This is a genomic window from Paraburkholderia pallida, assembly GCF_004524855.1.
GTDB lineage: Bacteria > Pseudomonadota > Gammaproteobacteria > Burkholderiales > Burkholderiaceae > Paraburkholderia > Paraburkholderia oxyphila.
The window spans coordinates 1,797,942-1,818,446 of sequence record NZ_CP038148.1 but is presented as its reverse complement, the minus strand read 5'-3'; the positions used below and the strand labels follow the sequence as shown (position 1 = coordinate 1,818,446).

Here is a 20,505-nt window from a genome sequence, read left to right as displayed (position 1 = left end):
AGCCCCCTTGTCACCGCCTCGACCTCCCCCGGGCTTACTTGACGTTCGCGCCCACCACCCGATCCCAATGCTTGGTGATGACGGCGTTAAAGCTATCCTGCTGCTCGACGGTTGGGAATACGGCCTTCTCGTAAGCAGCCGCCGGCGGCAATTTCGCCAGAATATCGGCAGGCACCTTATGATTCGCCATCAGGTCATTGAAGCGAATCGGGTGGCAATATCCCTTCAGCCACGTCAGTTGGCCCCGATCCGAATACAGGTACTCCATCCACAGCCGGGCAGCGTTCGGATGCGGCGCGTACGCGCTAATCGCCTGGGCGTACACGCCCGCCACGACACCGCTCTTCGGCACCACCACCTGCACCTTGGGGTTGCCGTTCAGCGAATCGCGATCGCCCAGCGCGTTATAGTCCCAGCGCACAATGATCGGCGTCGTACCCTGTGCGAGCGTCGCCTGTTTGCCGATCACCGGCACGAAATTGCTGCTCTTGTTGAGTTGCGCGAAGTACTGCAAACCTGCCTCGCCCGCTTTGGAAATATCGCCATGCGCGCTCGACAGGCCGGCGGCAAACACCCCAAGGATGGCCTGATTCGACACTCGCGCGTCACCGGCCAGCGACACCGCGTTCGCGTAGTCAGGTTTCTGCAGGTCGGCCCAGTCCGTCGGCACCTTGCTGACCAGATCCGAGTTGACTTCGAACGACAGCACGCCGTAGTAATCACCGTACCAGTAGCCATCCGCGTCTTTGGTCTGCGCCGGCATGGTGCTCCAGGTGGAAACCTTGTACGGTGCGAGCAGCCCTTCAGCCTTGGCCTTCGGCGCGAAAGACAGGCCCACGTCGATCACGTCCGGTGCTTGCGGGCCGCGATTGCCCTTGTTTGCCCGGATTGCTTCAATCTCGTCGCCCGACCCGGCATCCGGATTCAGATCGCTAATCGCAATACCGTACTTCGCCTTGAAGCCGTCAATCATCTCCCCGTAATTGCACCATTCGCGCGGCAACGCCATCAGCGTCAGTTGACCTTCTGCCTTCGCTGCCGCAACCAGTTGCGCAGAAGGCTCGGCCGATGCTGTCGCCGCGCCAAACAAATTTGCCGCGCCCACTACGGAGAGGCCGATGATCCTGACGCTCAGACGATTCATCCAATTGCTGCTCATACTGTTTCTCCACCTAAAAAATACGTTTTCCGATTGCACTTCACCCGGATCGATTCACAGCGTGGCTTAGAACGAATGCCGCATGCCGATGCGCACGTCGGACTGCGTGCTGGTCGTGGACGGGGTAAAGCTATAGCCGATCACCGCATTCACCCCATTCGACGCCTTCAGGTAGTCACCCGAGACATACACATCCGTGCGTTTCGAAAGCAGGTAATGCAGCCCGAGCGTGCCCTGATTCCAGTGGTGCGCTTCGAAGCTCGTGTACTGGTAACCACCCACGGCGCTCAATGCGGGCGTGATCTGCCAGATCGCCCCGCCCTCACCCACCTGCATATGCGATGAGTTGCCGTACGCCTTGATCGTCGTGTACGTATAATTACCGTTCAACGTGACATTGCCGATCGCGTAACTGGCGCCCACGCCGAAAGTGCCTTGCTTGTCTACCGCGAACGAGGTGCTCGAATACAGATCCGTAATCGCACCGGTGCCGGGATTGACGCTGATGGTCGGGCGGCCGAGGAACGTGCTCGTGCCGATCATCGCGTACGGATCGAAGGCGTAGATGCCGGACGGATTGTTCAATTGCGTATAGGCCGCGCCCATCGTGAACGAGCCGTTTGCGTAGTGCGCGCCCAGGCTGTACGCGCTGTTCTGATGGAAATCGCCGGCGACGCCGCCGAACGAATACATGCCACCGAACTTGAATCCCCCAAATTCATTCGACACAAATTTCAAGGCGTTCGGAAGCCGGTCGCCGTTCATGCGATCGAAGTCGCCCTGATGAATGGCGTAGCCGCTGCCCCATGCCGAAATGTTGTAACTCGACACCATTTCATTGGTCATGTCGAGTTGATTGCCGAGCGACAGCGTGCCCCATTGGTTCTTCAAACCCACATACGCCTGCCGCCCAAATTCGGCGCCGCCGAAAGCCAGCTTGCCGGTCCCAAGGTGAAAACCGTCTTCCAGGGCGAAAATCGCCGAGAGTCCGCCGCCCAGGTCTTCAACGCCTTTAACACCCCAGCGGTTACCGTAGGCCACGCCATCGTCGAACTTCACGACGTGCGATCCGCCCGTGTTGTTCACATACGTAATCCCCGCATCGATAACCCCGTATAACGTGACGCTGCTTTGCGCTTGTGCATTTGCCGCAAAGACCCCTAATGTTATTAGTACTCCAAATATTTCTTTACGATTCAATTTATCACCCTTGCTATTTCGTTGACCTGTTTTTATAAATGCCAGCGCATTGGCATCGCACGTGTGGTTTTAAGCGCGTTAACAGCCCGACTTCACGTTTGAAGTGTGCCGTGTGCTTCAGGCTCCTGTTCTTGACCGTCACGGCGTGCCGCCGTGTACGGTGGTTAATCAAACGATTGCCGGATTCCGTGTTCTCGTATCGAGCCGGCTCCTCGCCAAGTGCTTAGTGCGCGCCCTCCAGCACCAGCAGATTCTCGTGCGAGAAACTCAGCGACACCGGTTGACCGCGTTCGGGCAAGCCTCGATTCGGATCGTTGAACACGTCGAGTGAAATTACCGCATCCTTCACGCGGGTTCTGATGCGCACCACCGCGCCCAGAAAGTTCACTTCTTCGACGATTGCGCTCAGCGTGTTGCGGCCCGGTGCGGCCGGCTCCAGCACGATCGCTTCGGGCCGAAGCGCCAGCATGCGTTGCTTGCCCGCGTCATCCGCCGGCAGTTGTTGCGAGGTGGTCAGTTCCTGACCGTCGACGACCATCTTGCCGACCTTCGGGTCGATCACATGTCCCGTGAGAATATTCAGCGTGCCAACAAACGACGCAACAAAACGCGTGCGCGGATAGTTGTAGATCTCCGAAGGCGAGCCGATCTGCTCGATACGCCCCTCGTTCATCACCACGATGCGGTCCGAAATCGACAGCGCCTCTTCCTGATCGTGCGTGACGAAAATCGACGTGACACCCAACTCACGCTGCAACGCCCGAATATCCTGCCGCAACGCAATGCGGATCTTCGCGTCGAGCGCGGAGAGCGGTTCGTCGAGCAGCAGCACCTGGGGCTTGCCGGCCAGCGCGCGCGCCAGCGCCACGCGCTGCTGCTGACCGCCCGACAACTGCCACGGATAACGCCCGCCGAGCTGAGGCAGCTTGATCAGCTGCAGCATCTCTTCGACGCGTCTGCTGATCTCCGCCTGCGGACGGTGCGCGATCTTCAGTCCAAAGCCGATGTTCTCGGCGACCGTCATGTTCGGAAACAGCGCATACGACTGAAACACCATGCCGACATTGCGCTGACGCGTACGGACATGCGTCACGTCCTTGTTATCCAGCCGGATGACGCCGCGCGTGGGCGCTTCGAAACCCGCAATCATCCGCAGCACCGTGGTCTTGCCGCAGCCGGACGGACCAAGGAACGTGATGAATTCGCCGCGTTCGACCTTCATGTCGAAATGGTGCAGCGCCGTGTTCGCCCCGAAAGCCTTATGCAGATTTTCGATCTCAAGGAATGCCATGATTTACAGCCTCAGTCCGTCAAATTTTACGGCCGCCAAACGCGCGCGCCGAGCCGAATACCTGGATGAGCCCCATCGCCACCCACGTCATCACGAACGCGATGATCGCGAGCGCCGACGGTTCGTACGCGCGGTTCGCACCGATCAACTGCAGATACGGGCCGAACGCCGGGCGGTCGAGCATACTCGCCAGCGTGAACTCGCCGATCACCACCGCAAAAGTGAGGAATGTGCCGGACAGGATGCCCGAGCGGATATTCGGGAAGATCACCTTGAACAGAATCGTTGGCCAGCTCGCGCCGAGACATTCAGCGGCTTCGGTCAGCGAGCGCACGTCGACCGCGCGCAAACCGGTGTCGACCGCGCGATACATGTACGGCAGAGAGAGCGTCACGTAGCCGAACACTAGCAGCAGATCGGTCGCGCGTTCGTTGCCGGTGAGCGGCAAAATCGAACCGCTGTTATAGATACGCAGATAGCCGAACACGATCACGATCGCCGGCACCACCAGCGGCAACAGCGTGATGAATTCGACGACCGGCCGCAATTTTGGCAATCGCAACTGCACGTAACAGGCAGTCGGCACCACCAGCAACACACCGACAATGATCGTCAGCACCGCCATCAGGATCGAATAGCCGAACGAGGCCTGAAACTGTGGATCGCTCAGCACCACGCTATACGCCTCGAAGCTGTACACGCTGCGCTTCATGCGCAGGCTGAACTCGAAGGTAGCAAGCAGCGGAATCAGAAAGTACAGTGAACCGGCGATCATCACGATCCACGCACCCGCACGCGATTGGCTTTTCATCGGCGCCCCCTTTCAGCGCGTGAACGAAGCCAGATGTAGCCGCCGTTCGATAGCCCCGTCACGAGCACCATGCCGAGCGCGAGCGCGTAGCCCAGGTTCTGGCTGTGCATCACGTCGCCGCGAATCTGCGCGTACAGCAGGATCGTGACGATGTTCAGCGAGCTGCCGGTCAACGCATAAGCGGTGGCAACCGCACCGAACGAATTGGCGAACAGCAGCAGCGTCGCGCCGAGCACGCTCGGCCACAACACCGGCAGTGCAACGTGGCGCCAGTATTGGAAAGCCGTACCGCCGAGGCAGTCGCAGGCTTCGCGCCATTCGTGCTTCAGGCCGTCGAGCGCGGGCATGACGATCAGCACCATCAGGGGAATCTGGAAATACAGGTAAGTCAGCGTCAATCCCGAGAAGCTCAGCACGCTGAAGCCTGTCGCGTACAGATTGAAGCCGAGATACTTCTTCAGCAATACGGTCACGAGACCGACGCGTCCCAGTGTGCAGATGAACGCGAACGCGAGCGGCACGCCGGCAAAATTCGAGGCGACGCCGGAGAACGTCATCAACGTGGGCCGAATCCAGCCCGGCAATTTGCCTTGCATTGCCGCGCACGCTAGCAGCGAGCCGATCACGGCGCCGCCGATTGCTGACGCTGCGCTCACCTTGAAGCTGATCCAGTAGGCGTCCAGCACCGCAGGCTGAAGGAGCTCGCGGAAATTGGCCAGTGTGAAGTGGCCTTGCGGATCCTGGAACGCACCGACGATGAGAAAGCCGGTCGGCAGGATCAGGAACAGCAGGGCAAAAATGAAGAACGGAAGCACCCCAATCCAGTTGCCCATTTCGCGCGCGAGTCCCCGGACCGGTGCGCGATACGACTGCGCCTCGCCGCGAAAACCGCAGCCCTCCATACGGGTTGATTTCATTTTAAGGAAACCGATCATCGCCAATCCTTATTTAGCATGCCTTATTTAATACATTGCATTTGAGCCACCTGAAGATTGGCGACGAAATCACATGGGAAATTTTATTGAATCGAAAGCGGAAAGAAAACAAACTTACTACCATAGCCCGACTGATTCTGTGGATATAAATTTTGATTTTCTGGGGCGCGTGCCGGGCGACTTCAAACCCCTTACAACACACTCTCATTCCATGAAAAATAATGTCACTGCATATTTTCGTGCTGGCACCGCACTCCACAAATCAAGGCTAATATTATTCTTCAGGCATTGCAATTTAATGACATCATTCAATTACGCCACGAAATTATCGGAATCAAGTATTAAAGCGCAAGCGCCACCATCGCTTTCCATAAAATCCTGAAAAGCGATGGCGGCAAAATAATGAGTTCACTCCATCAATTCTCTAGAATCAAAGGATTGAATGAAGTGCGATGAAAATTTAAATCCTATTAGAGCTCAAATAAATATAAAAACTCCGCCAAATCAGACTCAAGCGTTTCCACAATGGGCGCTAACGATGCTTTCGATCAATGGCGCGTAATGCGCGAAGTCCGGCGTGCGCAGGCCCGGGGACTTCGCCGCATCATCCAGAAGGCGAACCGTAAGTGCATCCTGGAGATGGGGACGTTGACTGAATTCGGCGACCTCCGCGGCGTTCATCGCACCGCCCTGGAGTCGGAGCGAATGCACGGACGCAGGCGACAATTTGTCAAAATAGTTCGGATCGACTGCGCAAAGATAGCGTTTCGCAGCGACATGCAGGCTAACGCAGTCCGTAATGACTCGCGGAAAGCAATGCTGGAGTGCCTGGGCGCCCGCCTGTTCGTGATACCTGTCGTGCGTGTCACTCATTGAAAATGCACCGAACTCACCCACAAAGTGACCGATATCGTGCAGGAGCGCCGCGACAATAATCGTGTCGCTCTCGCCGCGCTGCTCCGCAAGGAAGGCCGCTTGCAGCATATGTTCGGCCATCGTAACGCCCTCGCCAAGGTATTCCTCGCCGCCGCGGCGCGCGAAGATGTCACCGAGAAACGCGACGATGTTATCCCTGTTCAGTTGTGCCTCAATCGCTGGTTTCATTGCGCATGCTCCCCTTGCATCTGGAGAACCGCCAGCTTCGAAAGCAGTCCGTCCTTGTCCGCATAGCACCCCTGAAGCCAGCGTGAACCCTCGCCCGAGTAACCTCTGCGAGCATGCAAAACGCGCGTGTTGTCCACGATGAAGCATTCTCCAGGCTGAAGCTTGAAGGTCACCTGCATATCCGGCGCATCGATCAGTTCGCCAAGTCGCCGGTAAGCCGAATAGTAGTCGTCCATATCGTCATAAGGCACGTCGACGATCGAACTGGCCGAGCGGTTGTTGAATCTGACGCCGACGAGTTCTCCGTCGGGCATCAACTCGATCATCGGGCGGCGCGATCGAAGGCAGACGCCCGTGCCACCGATATACTCAAAGCGCGCGCAGTAGCGCGTCAGCAGATCAAAGCCGCGCGGATCTTCGTTCCTGAGTCTCTGAGCGGCGCGAAAGCCGTCGACCACCATGTTCTCGCCACCCGATGCGGAATTCTCGAGGCAATAGAGCAGCTGCAGGGTAGGAACAGGATCGCGATAGGGATTGTCGGTATGAGCCTGAAGGCCAAGCCCGGTGAACGCCAGATTGTTTGGATTGACTTCCGTGCGAACTTCGAAAATCTTGCCGTAGTTAGTTTCGCGAACGAAGCCGAACCACTCGACAACTTCGAGAAGCGCGCCACTTCTCACGGGACCACCCACGAGCTTGGCAAAACCAAAACGGTGAATCGCGGACAGCCAATCGCCTAGCGCGGCATCGTTCTCGCGAACGGCTGCAAACTCCGCCGAGGGAACACGCTCGCCCAGTTCCGCGTCCCACGTCTCGATTCCCGGCGCCGTCCACCCGGCCACACGTGGGCGAACGCCATCATAGGCACGCTCGGCCAGCCAGTCGATGTCGTACGAGACTTCGTGCGCGCCTGGATCGAACGTGATCTGCAACTTATGTCCATTCGTCCTGGCGGCAACCACGCGGGTTTCCGGTGAGATCTCCGCGAGGGTAATCAGGCGCTGTCCATTGCCTTGCGCACGCGTTGACTCGTCCCAGGCGTTATCACGCAACCAGATCGCGTGAAAGCGCTGCTCGACACCGCCCGGGAAAGTGAGGCTAACCGCTTTTCCTTCGTCCAGAATTTTCGCTGCTTCCACCACGCCGTCCTTGCATTGATTGAATCACGGACGACATTTCATCCTGCTCCTGCCATAACGACAAGCAACCATTACGGATGACTAGACCTCAAATCCCTTATGGGTCACCTTGCCAAGCCCCCGAACAAACGCGCTAGAGCAAGCTGCGGAACACGAGCAGCAGCAACTCCGACTGGCGCGTAATGCCGAGCTTCGAGAAGATCGAGCGCAGATGCGAGCGCACCGTGTTGCGGCGTATGCCCATCGCCTCGCCGGCCTCGTCGATCGACATCCCGTGCATCACCTATGTCGCGGGCGATGGCTTCGCAGGCATTGCTGCGCGCCCCCTGCAACAGAAAGATATCTTCACGCCCAAAGCAGACCTGATCTGACTGAGCTGACACTGCGCCGATCGCGGCACACAAAATTCGAGGGGTTACGAGCCGATGGCTTATAACCCCTTTTTCATTGAAGCGCGCGCCGATAACGGCCAATCTCGTCCTCCAGCCCCCACGCGGAACCTACAATGAGAAAGTTCCGCCTTACCCCCTGGAGAGACGCCATATGAACCTGATCCTCTGGCGCCACGCCGAAGCTGAAGACATCGCCGCGAGCGATCTCGCCCGCCAGCTCACCACGCGCGGGCGCAAGCAGGCACAGAACGTCGCGCGCTGGCTGCGCGCGCGCCTGCCCGACGACGCCGTGATCCTCGCAAGCCCCGCCGCGCGCACGATCCAGACCGCCGAGGCGCTCACCGACCAGTACCGCGTCGTGCGCGAGCTCGCGCCCAACGCGAGCGTCGAAGACGTGCTCGCCGCCGTCGGCTGGCCCGAAGGCATCGCGCCCACGGTGCTCGTGGTCGGCCATCAGCCGACGCTTGGCGAAGTGGCCGCGCGCCTGCTGTCGAATGAAGAGGACCGCCGTAGCTGGGCCGTAAAGAAAGCCGGCGTCTTCTGGATCAAGAGCCGCGAGCGCAACGGCGACGGCGAAGCCGTCCTGCTCGCCGCCATCACGCCCGATCTCGTCTAGAGCCGTATCGGCGCGCATCGACGCGCATCGGCATATTGGTGCCAGCACGTTGCGCCGATACTTGCCGATAAACGCCCCCTCCCCACAGTCATTCACGCTCCCGCCGCGCCGCCTCCCACACGCCGCCCGGCGCGGCGCAAACCGCCGTCGCACGCCTCCCGAGCGGCCCTCGCCTCCGTCCCCCTTACAGCGCGTCATTGAATCGTCATTGCGTTTTCATGGAAACGTAACCGCGTATTACTAAATTGCCGGAAAAGTTCTCTTACTTCCGACCAGGACGCCCCATGCGAGATCTGCCGACGCCCTCCCTGCCATTCGCCTCGAGTCTCTTCGAGTCGAACCGGCATCTGCCGCGCGCCGAAGAAACGGTCACCGCGCAGCATCGGCTGCAAGTGGCCTGGGCTCGCAGCGACGAAGAGCTGCGCGAGGCACAGCGCCTGCGCTACCGTGTGTTCGCCGAGGAAATGGGCGCACGTCTCTCGGGCCCGGCGGGCCTCGACGTCGACGCCTTCGACACCTGGTGCGATCACCTGCTCGTGCGCGACCTCGATACGCTCAAGGTCGTCGGCACCTACCGCGTGCTGCCGCCGCACCAGGCCGCGCGCATCGGCCGCCTCTACGCCGAAAGCGAATTCGACGTGTCGCGCCTCGCGCACCTGCGCCCCAAGATGGTCGAGGTCGGCCGCTCCTGCGTGCACCCCGACTACCGCAGCGGCGCGGTCATCATGTGCCTGTGGGGCGGACTCGGCGCCTACATGACGCACAACGGCTACGAGACGATGCTCGGCTGCGCGAGCGTCGCAATGGTCGACGGCGGCCACTACGCCGCCAATCTCTACGCCTCGCTCGGCGCGAATGCCCTCACGGCGCCCGAATACCGCGCGTTCCCGCACACGCCGCTGCCCGTCGAGGAACTGCGCACGGGCGCGTCCGCCGTGCCGCCGCCGCTCATCAAGGGCTATCTGCGCCTGGGCGCGAAGATCTGCGGCGCGCCGGCCTGGGACCCTGACTTCAACTGTGCCGACTTCCTCACGCTGTTCCGTCTTTCGGACATCAACGAACGCTACGCGCGCCACTTCCTCGGCGAGACCGCGGCGCGCTAAGCCTGCCGGGCACGCGCGAAGCGACGCACAAATCGGTATAGGGTCGGTCAGTCGTCCTGACCGACCCTATGCAAGGCACTGCAAGCGCAGCGTTACTTCGCCAGCAGATCGTCTTCGAGTTCACGCAGGCGTTCGGGGTAACGCACGCGCAGCACGAAGAACCAGGCGAGCCCGAGTGCAAGCAGCGCGAGAAACACATACGGCAGGCGCGCATAGACACCGTCCGGCACCGGGTAGACGCTGCCCGCCAGCGGGATCGCGAGCAGCACGACGGCAACGATGCTGACCAGCACGTGCACGGGCTTGAGCTTGCCCTGGCGGCGCAGGTACAGCGGCGCGCCAATGGCGACGAGCACATAGGCGAGCAGCCAGCCGTAGGTCGCGATCGAGCTCAGGTAGCCATACGAGTCGAGCAGCGCCGTGCCGTGCGCCGTGAAGATCAGCGCTGTCACGAGCGAGCCCAACGCCACCAGCGCGACGGCGACATGGGGCGTGGCGTTGACCTCGTGCGCCCGGCCCGTCGAAGCGTGCAGGACGCCCTGGCGCCCGAACGTGTAGATGATGCGCGCGGCCGCATTGATCGACGAGAAGAACGCGGCGAAGAAGCTCAGCGACACGCCCAGGTCGATCAGCACGCCGATCCATCCCGCGCCGAGCCGATGCGCGAGCACGGCGAGCGGACCATCGACGTGATCGAGCGTCGGCGTCTGGCCCTGAAACGCGCTGACGAGCCCATAGGCGCCAATCACGAAGAAGATCGCCGGGCCAACCACACTGATCAGCACGGCGCGCGGAATCGCCTTGAACGGATTCTTCGCTTCGGCGCCGAGCACAGTCGCGCTTTCGAAGCCCGTGAAGCTGAAGAACGCGAGCACCATGCCCAGTTGCAACTGGCTCGGCTTGACGCCCTCGAGCGTGATCTGCGCGCGGTCGACCGGGTGTCCGGCGAACGCGATCGTCCCCACGACGACGACGGCGATCAGCAGCAGCGTCGCGAGTTCGACGAGCAGCGTGAAGCGCGTGGACAGGCGGATGTCGCGAAACGTGATGTACCACGCCGCGAACGCGGTGACGACGGTCAGCGCGAGCGTCAATGAAAGCGATACCGCGCCGCCGAACAGCCCCACTTCGCGCCCCAGCACCACAAACGTGTTGATGGTGCCTTGCAGGATGCCGGCTGCGGCCACCGCATAGGCAATCAGCAGCGACCAGCCGCAGATCGCACCCCAGATCGGTCCGATGCCTGCCGACACATAGGCATAGAGGGCGCCCGGCGAGGCCGAATCGCGCGCGAAGATCGAGATGCTCCACGAAGAGAACAGCAGCGCCACGATGGCGAACAGATAGGCGAGCCAGGTGCCGTTGCCGGCCGTCGCGTAGACGGCGGGAATCAACACGCCAATGCCGCCCGATACGCCGACGAGACCGATCGACTGTGCGATCAGCTCGGGCAGGTTCAGATAGTTGCGGCGCAACCCGAGCGGCCGCGAAGCGTCGGGCGCCAGCTCGGCTGACAGGTTCGTTGCTTCAAGCGTCATGATTGCTGTTCCTTGTCGGGGTGACGTTGAGTCGGTGTTCAAAGGCGCCGTACAGACGAAAAATTCGGACGAGAAATTCAGACGCGAAAGCGCGTGCCGTAATGCGAGTCCTTGAGTCCGGCCTGCTGGCCAAACAGCTTCTCTCGCAGGGTGCCCTCGCGATACGCGCGCTTGTAGACGCCGCGCCGCTGAAGTTCGGGCACGAGCAGATCGGCGATATCGGCAAAACTGCCGGGATTGACGACCGCGCCGATGTTGAAGCCATCGGCGCCGGTCTCGTCGATCCACGCCTGCAGCGCATCGGCCACGGTGCCGGGCGAGCCGACGAATACCGGACCGTCGCCGCCGATGCCGCAGTAATCGGCGATCTCGTTGACGGTCCAGGTGCGGCCAGGATCGGCCGTCGTGAACGCCTCGACAGCCGACTGGATCGCGTTGCTGTCGACATGCTCGAGCGTCTGCTCGGGATCGAAGCGGGCCAGGTCGATGCCGGTCCAGCCCGACATCAGCGCAAGCGACCCGTCGCGGCTGATGTGGCGGCGGTAGTCGTCGAATTTCGTGCGGGCCTCGGCGTCGCTTTGCGCGAGCACGACGGTGATCTGGTTGAAGATCAGGATGTCGCCGCCCGAGCGGCCCTGCCGCACGACTTCGGCGCGCAGCGCGTCGACCTGGCGGCGCAGGATGCCGCGCGTCGGCGCGGCGACGAAGACGCATTCGCCGTGGCGCGCCGCAAACTGCCTGCCGCGCGACGAGGCGCCAGCCTGATAGAGCACCGGTGTGCGTTGCGGCGAAGGTTCGCTCAAGTGAAAGCCCGGCACCGTGAAGAACTTGCCGCGATGCCCGATCTCGTGCACCTGCTGCGGATTCACGTAGATCCCGCGTTCCGCGTCGCGCTTCACGGCATCGGCTTCCCAACTGCCCTCCCAGAGCTTGTAGCAGACCTCCAGATACTCGTCGGCCAGCTCGTAGCGGTTGTCGTGCGTCAGTTGCGCCGCCTGGCCGAGATTGCGCGCGCCGCTCTCCAGATACGAGGTCACGACGTTCCAGCCAATGCGTCCGCCGCTCAGATGATCGGCCGTCGAAAGGCGCCGCGCGAACGGATACGGATGCTCGAACGACACCGAAGCCGTCACGCCGAAACCGAGATGCTGCGTCGTCGCGGCCATCGCCGAAACGAGCTGCAGCGGATCGTTGATCGGCACCTGGGCGGCGCTGCGCAAGGCGGCGTCGGCGCTTTGCCCGTAGACGTCGTAGACGCCCAGCACGTCGGCGATGAACAGGCCATCGAAGAGGCCGCGCTCGAGCGTCCTGGCAAGCTCGATCCAGTAGCGCAGGTCGGTGTAGCGATGCGACTGGTCGTCGGGATGCCGCCACAGGCCCGGGGACAAATGGCCCGGACTGTTGATCGTGAAGGCGTTGAGCCGGATCTCCTTGCTCATGGCGTCAATTCCACGAGTGGCGCGCGGGCTTGACGCCATTGAGGTAGTAGTTGCCGATCGCGTGATACTTCCAGCGCACCGGGTCGTGCAGCGTGTGCACGCGCGCATTGCGCCAGTGGCGGTCGAAGTTGTATTTGGCCAGCGTCGACTTGCTGCCACCCAGCTCGAACAGCTTGCTCGCGGCGAGCAGCGCGATCTCGGTGGTCGCGATCTTCGCCTCGCCCACGGCGATCGCCGCCTGCGCCACGGTGTCCTCGCCCGGCTCACGGCGCGCGCGGTCGACGAAACGTCCCGAGCGTTCAAGCAGCGCTTCGGCGGCGCGAATGCGCCATGCAATGTCGCCGATCTGCACGATCGTGAGCGGGTCCTGGGCCGCGCGCTCGACGCCGCTGTCGATCCACGGGCGCGCCTGCTGCTGCACGAACGCGATCGTGTCCTGAAACGCGGCGCGCGCGATGCCGAGGTCGATCGCCGCCGTCGTGATCTGCGCGAACGGGCCAGCGACCGTCGGCCGGTCGTACGAGCGCTGCGTATGGAAGATATTGAACGGACGCACGCGCACGTTCTCGGCGATCACGGTGCCGCTCGCCGTCGTGCGCTGGCCGAAACCGCTCCAGTCGTCGACGACGGTGAGGCCCGGCGCGCCCTTCTCCACGAAGGCGAGCACGGCCTGATCCTGCTCATCGAGCGCGAGCACCGGAATCCAGTGCGCGAAGGCCGTGCCGGTCGAGTAGAACTTGCGGCCGCTGAGGACGAAGCTGTCGCCGTCGCGGCGAATCCGCGTCTGGATGTCGAGCACGTTCTTGCCGCCGGCCTCGGAGAACGCGTTGCCGTAGCGCGCCCCCTTGAGCACGAGGTCGAAGAAAAAGCGCTTCTGCTCCTCGGTCCCCTCGAGGCGGATATCTTCGATCAGGCAATAGTGGTTCTGCGGAATCTGCCCGATCGACGGATCGGCTTCGGACACGATCGCAATGACCTCGGCCAGCGTCACGTTCGAGACTTCGGCGCCGCCGTAGGCCTTCGGCACGGTGATGGCCCAGAGCCCGCTCGACGAAAAGATTTCGATTTCGTCGTGCGGCAGGATGCGCTCGCGATCGCGCAGCTCGGCGTTGTTCCTGAGCTTGACGGCGACTTCACGGGCCACGCTCAAGGCTTCGGCGTCGGAGCCAATGACCGGTACGGTCCGCAGCTCGTCCGCGGACTCAATAGGTTCGAGATTCTCAGTGCTCATAGGCGCCCTTCGATGAATTATCAGTAATGCTTATTATGTGACGCATGCATATGCAATCCATCGGACTTCATATGCGTGGGCCGGTTACGAGACGATGCGCGGGTTCGAAACCGTGGCGATTGCCACGGTGCAATGCTCTCGAGTCTTTGCGTCGAGAGATTCGCCAGGCGATCGGGTTTCGCCGCAACGGTGGATGTTGCGGCAAGCAGTGCGTCGATGGTTGCCTGACGCCAGTTTAAAAAACCGCGGCGTCAAGCCCTACCATCGAGTCTTCCTATCCTTATGCAAATTTATTTTTTGCGGATGCGCGCCGGTTTTGTTTTACTTTTGTCGGGCGCAGCCGCCAGGCCGGACGATGCAGGTTTCACATCGCCGCGTCCGGCCGAGTGAGGCCAATGCTCACGCTTCGTCGGTGTAGACCACGCGATACGGAATCCCAACCTTGCCCCATTCCGCCGCTTCCTGGACGAGGTTGTAATCGGTCAGCGGATTGTTCTGCACCCACGCATTGGGCAGCAGCACTTCGTAGCCGTTGCCTTCCTGCACCACCTTGATCTGCGGCAGGCCGATGTCGGCGCGGCGGCGGCTCAAGAGGCCCGCGAGGCGCAGGCAGAACAGCAGCGGCCATTCCACGTCGCGCGTCTGCGAGAGCTTGCCGAGCTTGCCCACGTGGCCGAGCACGAGCGCGGCGAGCCGCGCCTGGTCGGTGCGCGAGAAGCCGGGCATGTCGGCGTTGCTGGCGATATAGGCCGAGTGCTTGTGATACGCGCTGTGCGAAATCGAGAGCCCGATCTCGTGCAGCGACGCCGCCCAGCCGAGGAACATACGGTTTTCCTCGCGGCGCTCCTGGTCGGGCTCCTCGAACTGGTCGTAGAAGCTCACCGCCAGCTCGCCGATGCGCCCGGCCTGCGCGCGGTCCACGCCATAGCGGCGCATGAAGCCTTCCACGGTCACCGTGCGCATGTCCTCGTGCTGCGACCGGCCGAGCAGGTCGTACAGCACGCCCAGGCGCAGCGCGCCGTCGGTGGTATCGACGTAATCGATGCCGAGCTCTTCGAACACCGCAATCATGATCGAGAGACCGCCCGCGAGCACCGGGATGCGGTCGGGCTTGAGCGCGACGAGCTTCAGGCGGTTGACGTTCTCGGCCTTGATGAGCGCGCGCTTCAGGCGCTCGAGGCCGCCACGCGAAATACCGTGCGTAATGCCCGGGTCGTTGAAGCCGTTGGCCTCGACGAGCTCGGCCAGCGCACGCGCCGTGCCCGAAGAGCCGATCGCCTGGTCCCAGCCGGTCTTGCGATAGTCGGCGGAAATGATCTGGATCTCGCGCGTGGCGGCCAGCTCGGCCTGGCGCATCGTGTACTCGTCGACATTGCCGGCCGGGAAGAACTGGCGGCTATGGCTCACGCAGCCGATATAGAGGCTTTCCATGCGGATCGGCGTGTAGTGCGCGCCGATGATGAACTCGGTCGAGCCACCGCCGATGTCCACCACGAAGCGCTTGCCCGCGCTCGCCGGCACCGAATGGGCGGCGCCCGCGTAGATCAGGCGCGCCTCTTCGCGGCCCGCGATCACTTCGATCGGGAAACCGAGCGCTTTTTCCGCCTCGACGAGGAATTCGCGCGCATTCTTGGCCACGCGCAGCGTGTTGGTGGCCACGGCGCGCACGTGATCGGGGTGGAAATCGCGCAGGCGCTCGCCGAAGCGCTTGAGCGCGTCCCAGCCGCGCACCTGCGAGGCGCGGTCGAGCATCTTCTCCTTCGAGAGGCCGGCGGCGAGGCGCACGGGCTCGCGCAGGGCATCGACAGGATAGATCTGGCTGCCGGCATCGGTTTCTTCGACCCGGCCGACAATCAGACGAAAGCTGTTCGAACCGAGATCGACTGCGGCAAGCAGTTGCGGATTGGTGACCATCGAGGGGGCAGGCTCCATGCGTGCGAACGCGGCCATCCGGTCTCGCTGGGCGGCCGCCGCGCTGTCCAAATATGCCATTTTAAGCGTACCCGACTTCTCCATGTCGCTCCTCGCGTCAGTTGCGGCCAGTAGAGAGCGGCAAGCCCCCGCTCGGGACGCCCTGACCCACCCTGCATCTTTCCCACGCGAAGTGTCGAATACGTGAAAATGGGACGTAAAATTTATGACACACCATTTTTCATAATAAAGTCACAAAACTGTGAGACTTTCCGAGCGTCCGTTCGAATCACCCCCTGGAATTACGCTTTCAACACCCATGTCCATCCGCTATCCCCTTCTTAATCGCGAACTGGGCATCCTGGGATTCAACGAGCGTGTGCTTGCACAGGCCGCCGACCCCGCCGTTCCCTTGCTGGAGCGCCTGCGCTTCATCTGCATCACCAGCAGCAATCTCGACGAATTCTTCGAAGTCCGCATGGCCGGGCTGCAGGAGCAGATGCGCGACAACCCGGGCTCGCTCTCGCCCGACGGCATGTCGCTGCAGCATGTTTACGATCTCGTGGTCGAGCGCGCGCAGCGCCTCGTGCACCGCCAGTACGCCATGCTGCACGACACCGTGCTGCCGGCGCTCGAACAGGAAGGCATCTACTTTCACGGCACCGATGCCTGGAACGAGGCCCAGACCGCATGGGCGCGCAAGTATTTCCTCGACGAGCTGCTGCCCGTGCTCACGCCTATCGGGCTGGACCCCGCGCACCCGTTCCCGCGCGTGCTCAACAAGAGCCTGAACTTCGTGGTCGAGCTCGAAGGCAAGGACGCCTTCGGGCGCCAGGCAGTGATGGGCATCGTGCAGGCGCCGCGCGCGCTGCCGCGGCTCGTGCGCATGCCGCAGGAGCTCTCGGGCTTCCAGCACGGCTTCGTGCTGCTCGGCTCGCTCTTGCAGCGCTTCGTGGGCGAGCTGTTCCCGCGCCTCATCGTGCGCAGCTGCAATCAGTTCCGCATCACGCGCAACAGCGAGCTGTTCGTCGACGAAGACGAAATCACGAACCTGCGCGTGGCGCTGCAGGGCGAATTGCCCGCGCGCCACCTGGGCAACGCGGTGCGCCTGGAAGTCTCGGCGGAGACGCCGCTGCCGCTCGTCAAGCGTCTGCTCGATGAAAGCGGTTTGAATGAAAAGGACTGCTATTACGTCGATGGTCCCGTGAATCTCGTGCGCCTCATGCAGCTGCCCGAGATGGTGGACCGCCCCGACCTCAAGTTCGTGCCGCACGTGCCCGCGATTCCGCAGCGCATCGCGGCGAACAGCAACATGTTCGACGTGATCGACCAGGGCGACGTGCTGCTGCATCATCCGTACGAAAGCTTCCAGCCCGTGCTCGAGCTGCTGCTGCAGGCGGCCAACGACCCGAACGTAGTCGCGATCAAGCAGACCATCTACCGCACCGGCACCGATTCGCCGCTGATGGACGCGCTCATGCAGGCCGCGCGCAACGGCAAGGAAGTGACCGTGGTGGTGGAGCTGCTCGCGCGCTTCGACGAAGAAACCAACATCAACTGGGCCTCGCAGCTCGAAGCCGTGGGCGCGCACGTGGTCTACGGCGTGGTGGGCCACAAGTGCCACGCCAAGATGATGCTGATCGTGCGCCGCACGCCCGTGAACGGCCGCATGATGCTGCGCCGCTACGTGCACCTTGGCACCGGCAACTACCATCCGCGCACGGCGCGCCTGTACACCGACTTCGGCCTCATGACCTCCGAGCCGAAGATGTGCGAGGACGTCCACCACGTGTTCCAGCAGCTCACCGGCATCGGCGGCGAGCTGCAGCTGCACGAGACGTGGCAGTCGCCGTTCACGCTGCATCCGAAGCTGGTCGAGGCGATCCGCGCCGAGGCCGACGCCGCGCGCGCCGGCAAGAAGGCCCGCATCGTCGCGAAGATGAACGCGCTGCTCGAGCCCACCGTGATCGACGAGCTTTACGAAGCGTCGCAGGCCGGGGTGAAGATCGATCTGATCATCCGCGGCGTGTGCTCGCTGCAGCCTGGCGTGCCGGGGCTCTCGGACAACATCACGGTGCGCTCGATCGTCGGGCGCTTTCTCGAGCATCACCGCATCTACTACTTCTACGCGGGCGGCGCGGAACACGTCTATCTGTCGAGCGCCGACTGGATGGACCGCAACCTGTTCCGCCGCGTCGAGGTCGCGTTCCCGATCCACGACCGGCGCCTGAAGCGCCGCGTGATCGCCGAGGGCCTCTCGACGTTCCTCGGCGACAACCAGTGTGCGTGGCTCATGCAGAGCGATGGCCATTACCGCCGCCGGCGCGCCGGCAAGTCCGTGCGCAATGCGCAAATGAGCCTGCTGGCGAAGTTCTGTCCGTGATGGTTCGGTGATAGATGCAAAAATGCCGCTTCGATGAAGCGGCATTTTTTATTCGGCAAGCCTGAGCAAAACGCGCAACACGCGACGCATGCGCCTCACGCCGGCGCCGGTTGCCGGCGTGTCGTACGCGCGGCCGGAAAGCGCACCGTAAACGTGCTGCCCCGCCCTTCCTCGCTCTTCACTTCGAGCACCGCGTCATGGCGTTGCAGCACGTGCTTGACGATCGCGAGACCGAGCCCCGTGCCGCCCGTGTCGCGCGAGCGGCTGCGGTCCACACGATAAAAGCGCTCGGTGAGGCGCGGAATGTCGCTCGCCGGAATGCCGTAGCCGCTGTCCGTGACCGAGAACACCGCCTGGCCGGCTTCCGGGCGCCACGACATCTGCACCGTGCCACCCTCCGGCGTGTAGCGCACCGCGTTGGTCGCGAGATTGCCGAGCGCGCTCAGTATTTCGGTCTCCGATCCAGTCACGCTCAAGCCGTCGTCGAACTCCGCCGTGATGCGATGATGGCCGCCCGAGAGGCTTTCCGCGTCCTCGCGCACGTGGCCGAGCACGGCCCGCATGTCGATCATCTGATCGTCGGGCTCGCGCGCCTCGCCTTCGAGCTTCGCCAGCACGAGCAGGTCGGTCACGATATGGCGCATGCGCGCCGCCTGCTGCTCCATCAGATCGAAGTAGCGTTCGCGCTCGTCCTCGGAGAGCGGCAGCTCGCGCATCGTCTCGAGAAAGCCCGAGAGCACGGTGAGCGGCGTCTTCAGCTCGTGCGAAACGTTGGCGACGAAGTCGCGCCGCATGGCGTCGGTGCGCTCGAGTTCCGTGATGTCCTGCGAGAGCACGAGCTTGCGGCTCTCGCCGTACGGAAACACCTGCACGGAGATCACGTTCTGGCGCTTCGCCCCCATGCCGCGCATGATCAGCATGTCCTTGTAGTCGTGCGAATTGAGGTAGCGCACGAAGTCGGGCTGACGCACCAGATGGGTGATGTGCTGGCGCAGGTCGCGCTTCGCGTCGAGGCCGAAATGCACCTCGGAGATCGCGTTGCACCACTCGATCTGGTCGTGGTCGTCGAGCATGGCCACGCCGTTGGGCGACGCCTGGATGGCCTGGATGAAGCGCGAGTGCTGCTGCTCCACCTGGCGCACCTGGGCGTGCCAGCGCTTGGCGAGCTTGTGCAGGCGGTAATAGATTTCCCCCCAGATGCCGGGAGCGCTCGGCACTTCGCCGTAGACGGGTGCGTCGAGCAGGCGCCAGAGGCGCTGCTTGTGGAAGGTGCTGAAGAGCATCTGGCCGATCAGCGCTACCACAGCGACGGCCAGTGCGATTTTGACGCCGACGAGCGCACCGATACCCGCGCAGACGAGCGCGAGCAGTACGATCGATACGAGGGCGCGCGCCCAGATGATGTTCATGTTCCAGCGATCGAAGAGAATGACGGTCCGGACCGGGGCGCTGCGGATTCGGAGCGCCGGCGCCGCATATAACGCCGCGCCAGCGTGTTACTGCCGTGCTTCAAACAAGCGGGCTTCAGGCACTCTTCGCGAGACGGTAGCCGCTGCCGCGCACCGTTTCGATCATAGCATCGCACCCCGCGGGCTTGAGCGCGGCGCGCAGACGCTTGATATGCACGTCCACGGTGCGCTCTTCCACGAACACGTGATCGCCCCACACCTGATCGAGCAACTGCGTGCGGCTATGCACGCGCTCGGGGTGCGTCATGAAGAAGTGCAGCAGCCGGAACTCGGTCGGGCCGAGATCGAGCTTGATCTCCGAGCCTTCCGCATGGGCGGCGACGCGGTGCGTAGCCGGATCGAGCTTCAGCCCGTTGATGGCGACCACATCTTCCGTGAGCTGCGGCGCGCGGCGGCGCAGGACCGCCTTGATGCGCGCCATCAATTCCTTGGGCGAAAACGGCTTCGTCACGTAGTCGTCGGCGCCGATCTCGAGGCCGAGCACCTTGTCCTGCTCGTCGCCGCGCGCGGTCAGCATGATGATCGGGATGTGCTTCGTGCGCTCGTTGTTACGCAGATCGCGCGCGAAATTCACCCCCGACTTGCCCGGCAGCATCCAGTCGAGCAGGATGAGATCGGGCAGCACGTCGCTGATCAGGTTCTGGGCCTGCTCGGCGTTGTAGGCACGGATCGGGCAATGACCCGCGTGCTGCAGATTCACGGAAATCAGCTCGGAAATTGCGGGCTCATCTTCGATGACGAGTATGCTGCTGGGCATCGGCACCTCTTGACCTTAAGACCTGTT

Annotated in this window: 18 protein-coding genes; 4 read left to right on the top strand and 14 right to left on the bottom strand. The window is 62.5% G+C overall.

What is annotated here, in order from left to right; all coding sequences use genetic code 11:
* Positions 1-34 precede the first annotated feature (34 nt).
* From E1956_RS08260 to E1956_RS08240, 5 genes are all read right to left on the bottom strand, one after another.
* Complete coding sequence (locus E1956_RS08260) at positions 35-1,144, bottom strand: ABC transporter substrate-binding protein (protein WP_134750454.1); 1,110 nt, start codon at positions 1,142-1,144, stop codon at positions 35-37.
* Between the two features lie 81 nt (positions 1,145-1,225).
* Complete coding sequence (locus tag E1956_RS08255; RefSeq protein WP_134748162.1) at positions 1,226-2,359, bottom strand: porin; 1,134 nt, start codon at positions 2,357-2,359, stop codon at positions 1,226-1,228.
* A 223-nt stretch (positions 2,360-2,582) separates the two neighbouring features.
* A complete protein-coding gene (locus E1956_RS08250) occupies positions 2,583-3,650 on the bottom strand; it encodes an ABC transporter ATP-binding protein (RefSeq protein WP_134748161.1) in 1,068 nt (355 codons plus the stop codon).
* A 19-nt stretch (positions 3,651-3,669) separates the two neighbouring features.
* Entirely contained in the window at positions 3,670-4,461 is a 792-nt protein-coding gene (locus E1956_RS08245; protein ID WP_134748160.1) for an ABC transporter permease, read from the bottom strand.
* Positions 4,458-5,294, bottom strand: a complete 837-nt coding sequence (locus E1956_RS08240) for an ABC transporter permease (RefSeq protein WP_134750452.1) — start codon at positions 5,292-5,294, stop codon at positions 4,458-4,460. The genes E1956_RS08245 and E1956_RS08240 overlap by 4 nt, the downstream gene beginning before the upstream one ends.
* Before the next feature lie 175 nt (positions 5,295-5,469).
* On the opposite strand from E1956_RS08240, the gene E1956_RS08235 reads away from it, so the two are divergent.
* Entirely contained in the window at positions 5,470-5,778 is a 309-nt protein-coding gene (locus tag E1956_RS08235; RefSeq protein WP_134748159.1) for a hypothetical protein, read from the top strand.
* A gap of 128 nt (positions 5,779-5,906) precedes the next feature.
* Here E1956_RS08235 and tmpB read toward each other — a convergent pair whose 3' ends face one another.
* From tmpB to E1956_RS08220, 3 genes are all read right to left on the bottom strand, one after another.
* The gene (gene tmpB, locus E1956_RS08230; RefSeq protein ID WP_134748158.1) at positions 5,907-6,500 is read right to left on the bottom strand and encodes a (R)-1-hydroxy-2-trimethylaminoethylphosphonate oxygenase; all 594 of its coding nucleotides are present in this window, start codon (positions 6,498-6,500) and stop codon (positions 5,907-5,909) included.
* Positions 6,497-7,639 (bottom strand): 2-trimethylaminoethylphosphonate dioxygenase, encoded by a 1,143-nt coding sequence (gene tmpA / locus E1956_RS08225; protein WP_197732777.1) that lies wholly within the window; start codon positions 7,637-7,639, stop codon positions 6,497-6,499. Before tmpA ends, tmpB begins: the two co-directional genes overlap by 4 nt.
* A 133-nt stretch (positions 7,640-7,772) precedes the next feature.
* Complete coding sequence (locus tag E1956_RS08220) at positions 7,773-7,910, bottom strand: LuxR C-terminal-related transcriptional regulator (protein ID WP_167759984.1); 138 nt, start codon at positions 7,908-7,910, stop codon at positions 7,773-7,775.
* A 272-nt stretch (positions 7,911-8,182) separates the two neighbouring features.
* On the opposite strand from E1956_RS08220, the gene sixA reads away from it, so the two are divergent.
* Both sixA and E1956_RS08210 read left to right on the top strand, forming a co-directional pair.
* A complete protein-coding gene (gene sixA, locus E1956_RS08215) occupies positions 8,183-8,647 on the top strand; it encodes a phosphohistidine phosphatase SixA (protein ID WP_134748155.1) in 465 nt (154 codons plus the stop codon).
* Positions 8,648-8,931: 284 nt separating this feature from the next.
* Complete coding sequence (locus E1956_RS08210) at positions 8,932-9,750, top strand: GNAT family N-acetyltransferase (protein ID WP_134748154.1); 819 nt, start codon at positions 8,932-8,934, stop codon at positions 9,748-9,750.
* Positions 9,751-9,842: 92 nt separating this feature from the next.
* Here E1956_RS08210 and E1956_RS08205 read toward each other — a convergent pair whose 3' ends face one another.
* From E1956_RS08205 to ppx, 4 genes are all read right to left on the bottom strand, one after another.
* Positions 9,843-11,288: an APC family permease gene (locus E1956_RS08205; protein ID WP_134748153.1), complete on the bottom strand. Its 1,446-nt coding sequence runs from the start codon at positions 11,286-11,288 to the stop codon at positions 9,843-9,845.
* A gap of 77 nt (positions 11,289-11,365) precedes the next feature.
* Positions 11,366-12,727, bottom strand: coding sequence for an LLM class flavin-dependent oxidoreductase (locus tag E1956_RS08200; protein ID WP_134748152.1), 1,362 nt, complete (start codon positions 12,725-12,727; stop codon positions 11,366-11,368).
* A 4-nt stretch (positions 12,728-12,731) separates the two neighbouring features.
* Positions 12,732-13,958 (bottom strand): SfnB family sulfur acquisition oxidoreductase, encoded by a 1,227-nt coding sequence (locus tag E1956_RS08195; protein WP_134748151.1) that lies wholly within the window; start codon positions 13,956-13,958, stop codon positions 12,732-12,734.
* Positions 13,959-14,357: 399 nt separating this feature from the next.
* Positions 14,358-15,950 (bottom strand): exopolyphosphatase, encoded by a 1,593-nt coding sequence (gene ppx, locus E1956_RS08190; protein ID WP_197732776.1) that lies wholly within the window; start codon positions 15,948-15,950, stop codon positions 14,358-14,360.
* 238 nt (positions 15,951-16,188) lie between these two features.
* Between ppx and ppk1 the strand changes: the two genes are divergently transcribed.
* Positions 16,189-18,252 carry a polyphosphate kinase 1 gene (ppk1, locus tag E1956_RS08185; protein WP_134748149.1) on the top strand — a complete coding sequence of 688 codons (2,064 nt, stop codon included), beginning with the start codon at positions 16,189-16,191 and terminating at the stop codon, positions 18,250-18,252.
* A 95-nt stretch (positions 18,253-18,347) separates the two neighbouring features.
* Here the strand turns inward: ppk1 and phoR are convergent, their stop codons facing one another.
* Together phoR and phoB are read right to left on the bottom strand one after the other, a co-directional pair.
* Entirely contained in the window at positions 18,348-19,661 is a 1,314-nt protein-coding gene (phoR, locus tag E1956_RS08180) for a phosphate regulon sensor histidine kinase PhoR (RefSeq protein ID WP_134748148.1), read from the bottom strand.
* A gap of 115 nt (positions 19,662-19,776) precedes the next feature.
* Complete coding sequence (gene phoB, locus E1956_RS08175; protein ID WP_027817258.1) at positions 19,777-20,478, bottom strand: phosphate regulon transcriptional regulator PhoB; 702 nt, start codon at positions 20,476-20,478, stop codon at positions 19,777-19,779.
* Positions 20,479-20,505 lie beyond the last annotated feature (27 nt).

Coding starts and splice junctions, on each gene's coding strand:
- E1956_RS08260 (WP_134750454.1), bottom strand. CDS start 1,144: ATGAATCGTCTGAGCGTCAGGATCATCGGCCTCTCCGTAGTGGGCGCG.
- E1956_RS08250 (WP_134748161.1), bottom strand. CDS start 3,650: ATGGCATTCCTTGAGATCGAAAATCTGCATAAGGCTTTCGGGGCGAAC.
- E1956_RS08245 (WP_134748160.1), bottom strand. CDS start 4,461: ATGAAAAGCCAATCGCGTGCGGGTGCGTGGATCGTGATGATCGCCGGT.
- E1956_RS08240 (WP_134750452.1), bottom strand. CDS start 5,294: ATGGGCAACTGGATTGGGGTGCTTCCGTTCTTCATTTTTGCCCTGCTG.
- E1956_RS08235 (WP_134748159.1), top strand. CDS start 5,470: ATGGGAAATTTTATTGAATCGAAAGCGGAAAGAAAACAAACTTACTAC.
- tmpB (WP_134748158.1), bottom strand. CDS start 6,500: ATGAAACCAGCGATTGAGGCACAACTGAACAGGGATAACATCGTCGCG.
- E1956_RS08220 (WP_167759984.1), bottom strand. CDS start 7,910: ATGTCGATCGACGAGGCCGGCGAGGCGATGGGCATACGCCGCAACACG.
- sixA (WP_134748155.1), top strand. CDS start 8,183: ATGAACCTGATCCTCTGGCGCCACGCCGAAGCTGAAGACATCGCCGCG.
- E1956_RS08210 (WP_134748154.1), top strand. CDS start 8,932: ATGCGAGATCTGCCGACGCCCTCCCTGCCATTCGCCTCGAGTCTCTTC.
- E1956_RS08205 (WP_134748153.1), bottom strand. CDS start 11,288: ATGACGCTTGAAGCAACGAACCTGTCAGCCGAGCTGGCGCCCGACGCT.
- E1956_RS08200 (WP_134748152.1), bottom strand. CDS start 12,727: ATGAGCAAGGAGATCCGGCTCAACGCCTTCACGATCAACAGTCCGGGC.
- E1956_RS08195 (WP_134748151.1), bottom strand. CDS start 13,958: ATGAGCACTGAGAATCTCGAACCTATTGAGTCCGCGGACGAGCTGCGG.
- ppx (WP_197732776.1), bottom strand. CDS start 15,950: ATGGCATATTTGGACAGCGCGGCGGCCGCCCAGCGAGACCGGATGGCC.
- ppk1 (WP_134748149.1), top strand. CDS start 16,189: ATGTCCATCCGCTATCCCCTTCTTAATCGCGAACTGGGCATCCTGGGA.
- phoR (WP_134748148.1), bottom strand. CDS start 19,661: ATGAACATCATCTGGGCGCGCGCCCTCGTATCGATCGTACTGCTCGCG.
- phoB (WP_027817258.1), bottom strand. CDS start 20,478: ATGCCCAGCAGCATACTCGTCATCGAAGATGAGCCCGCAATTTCCGAG.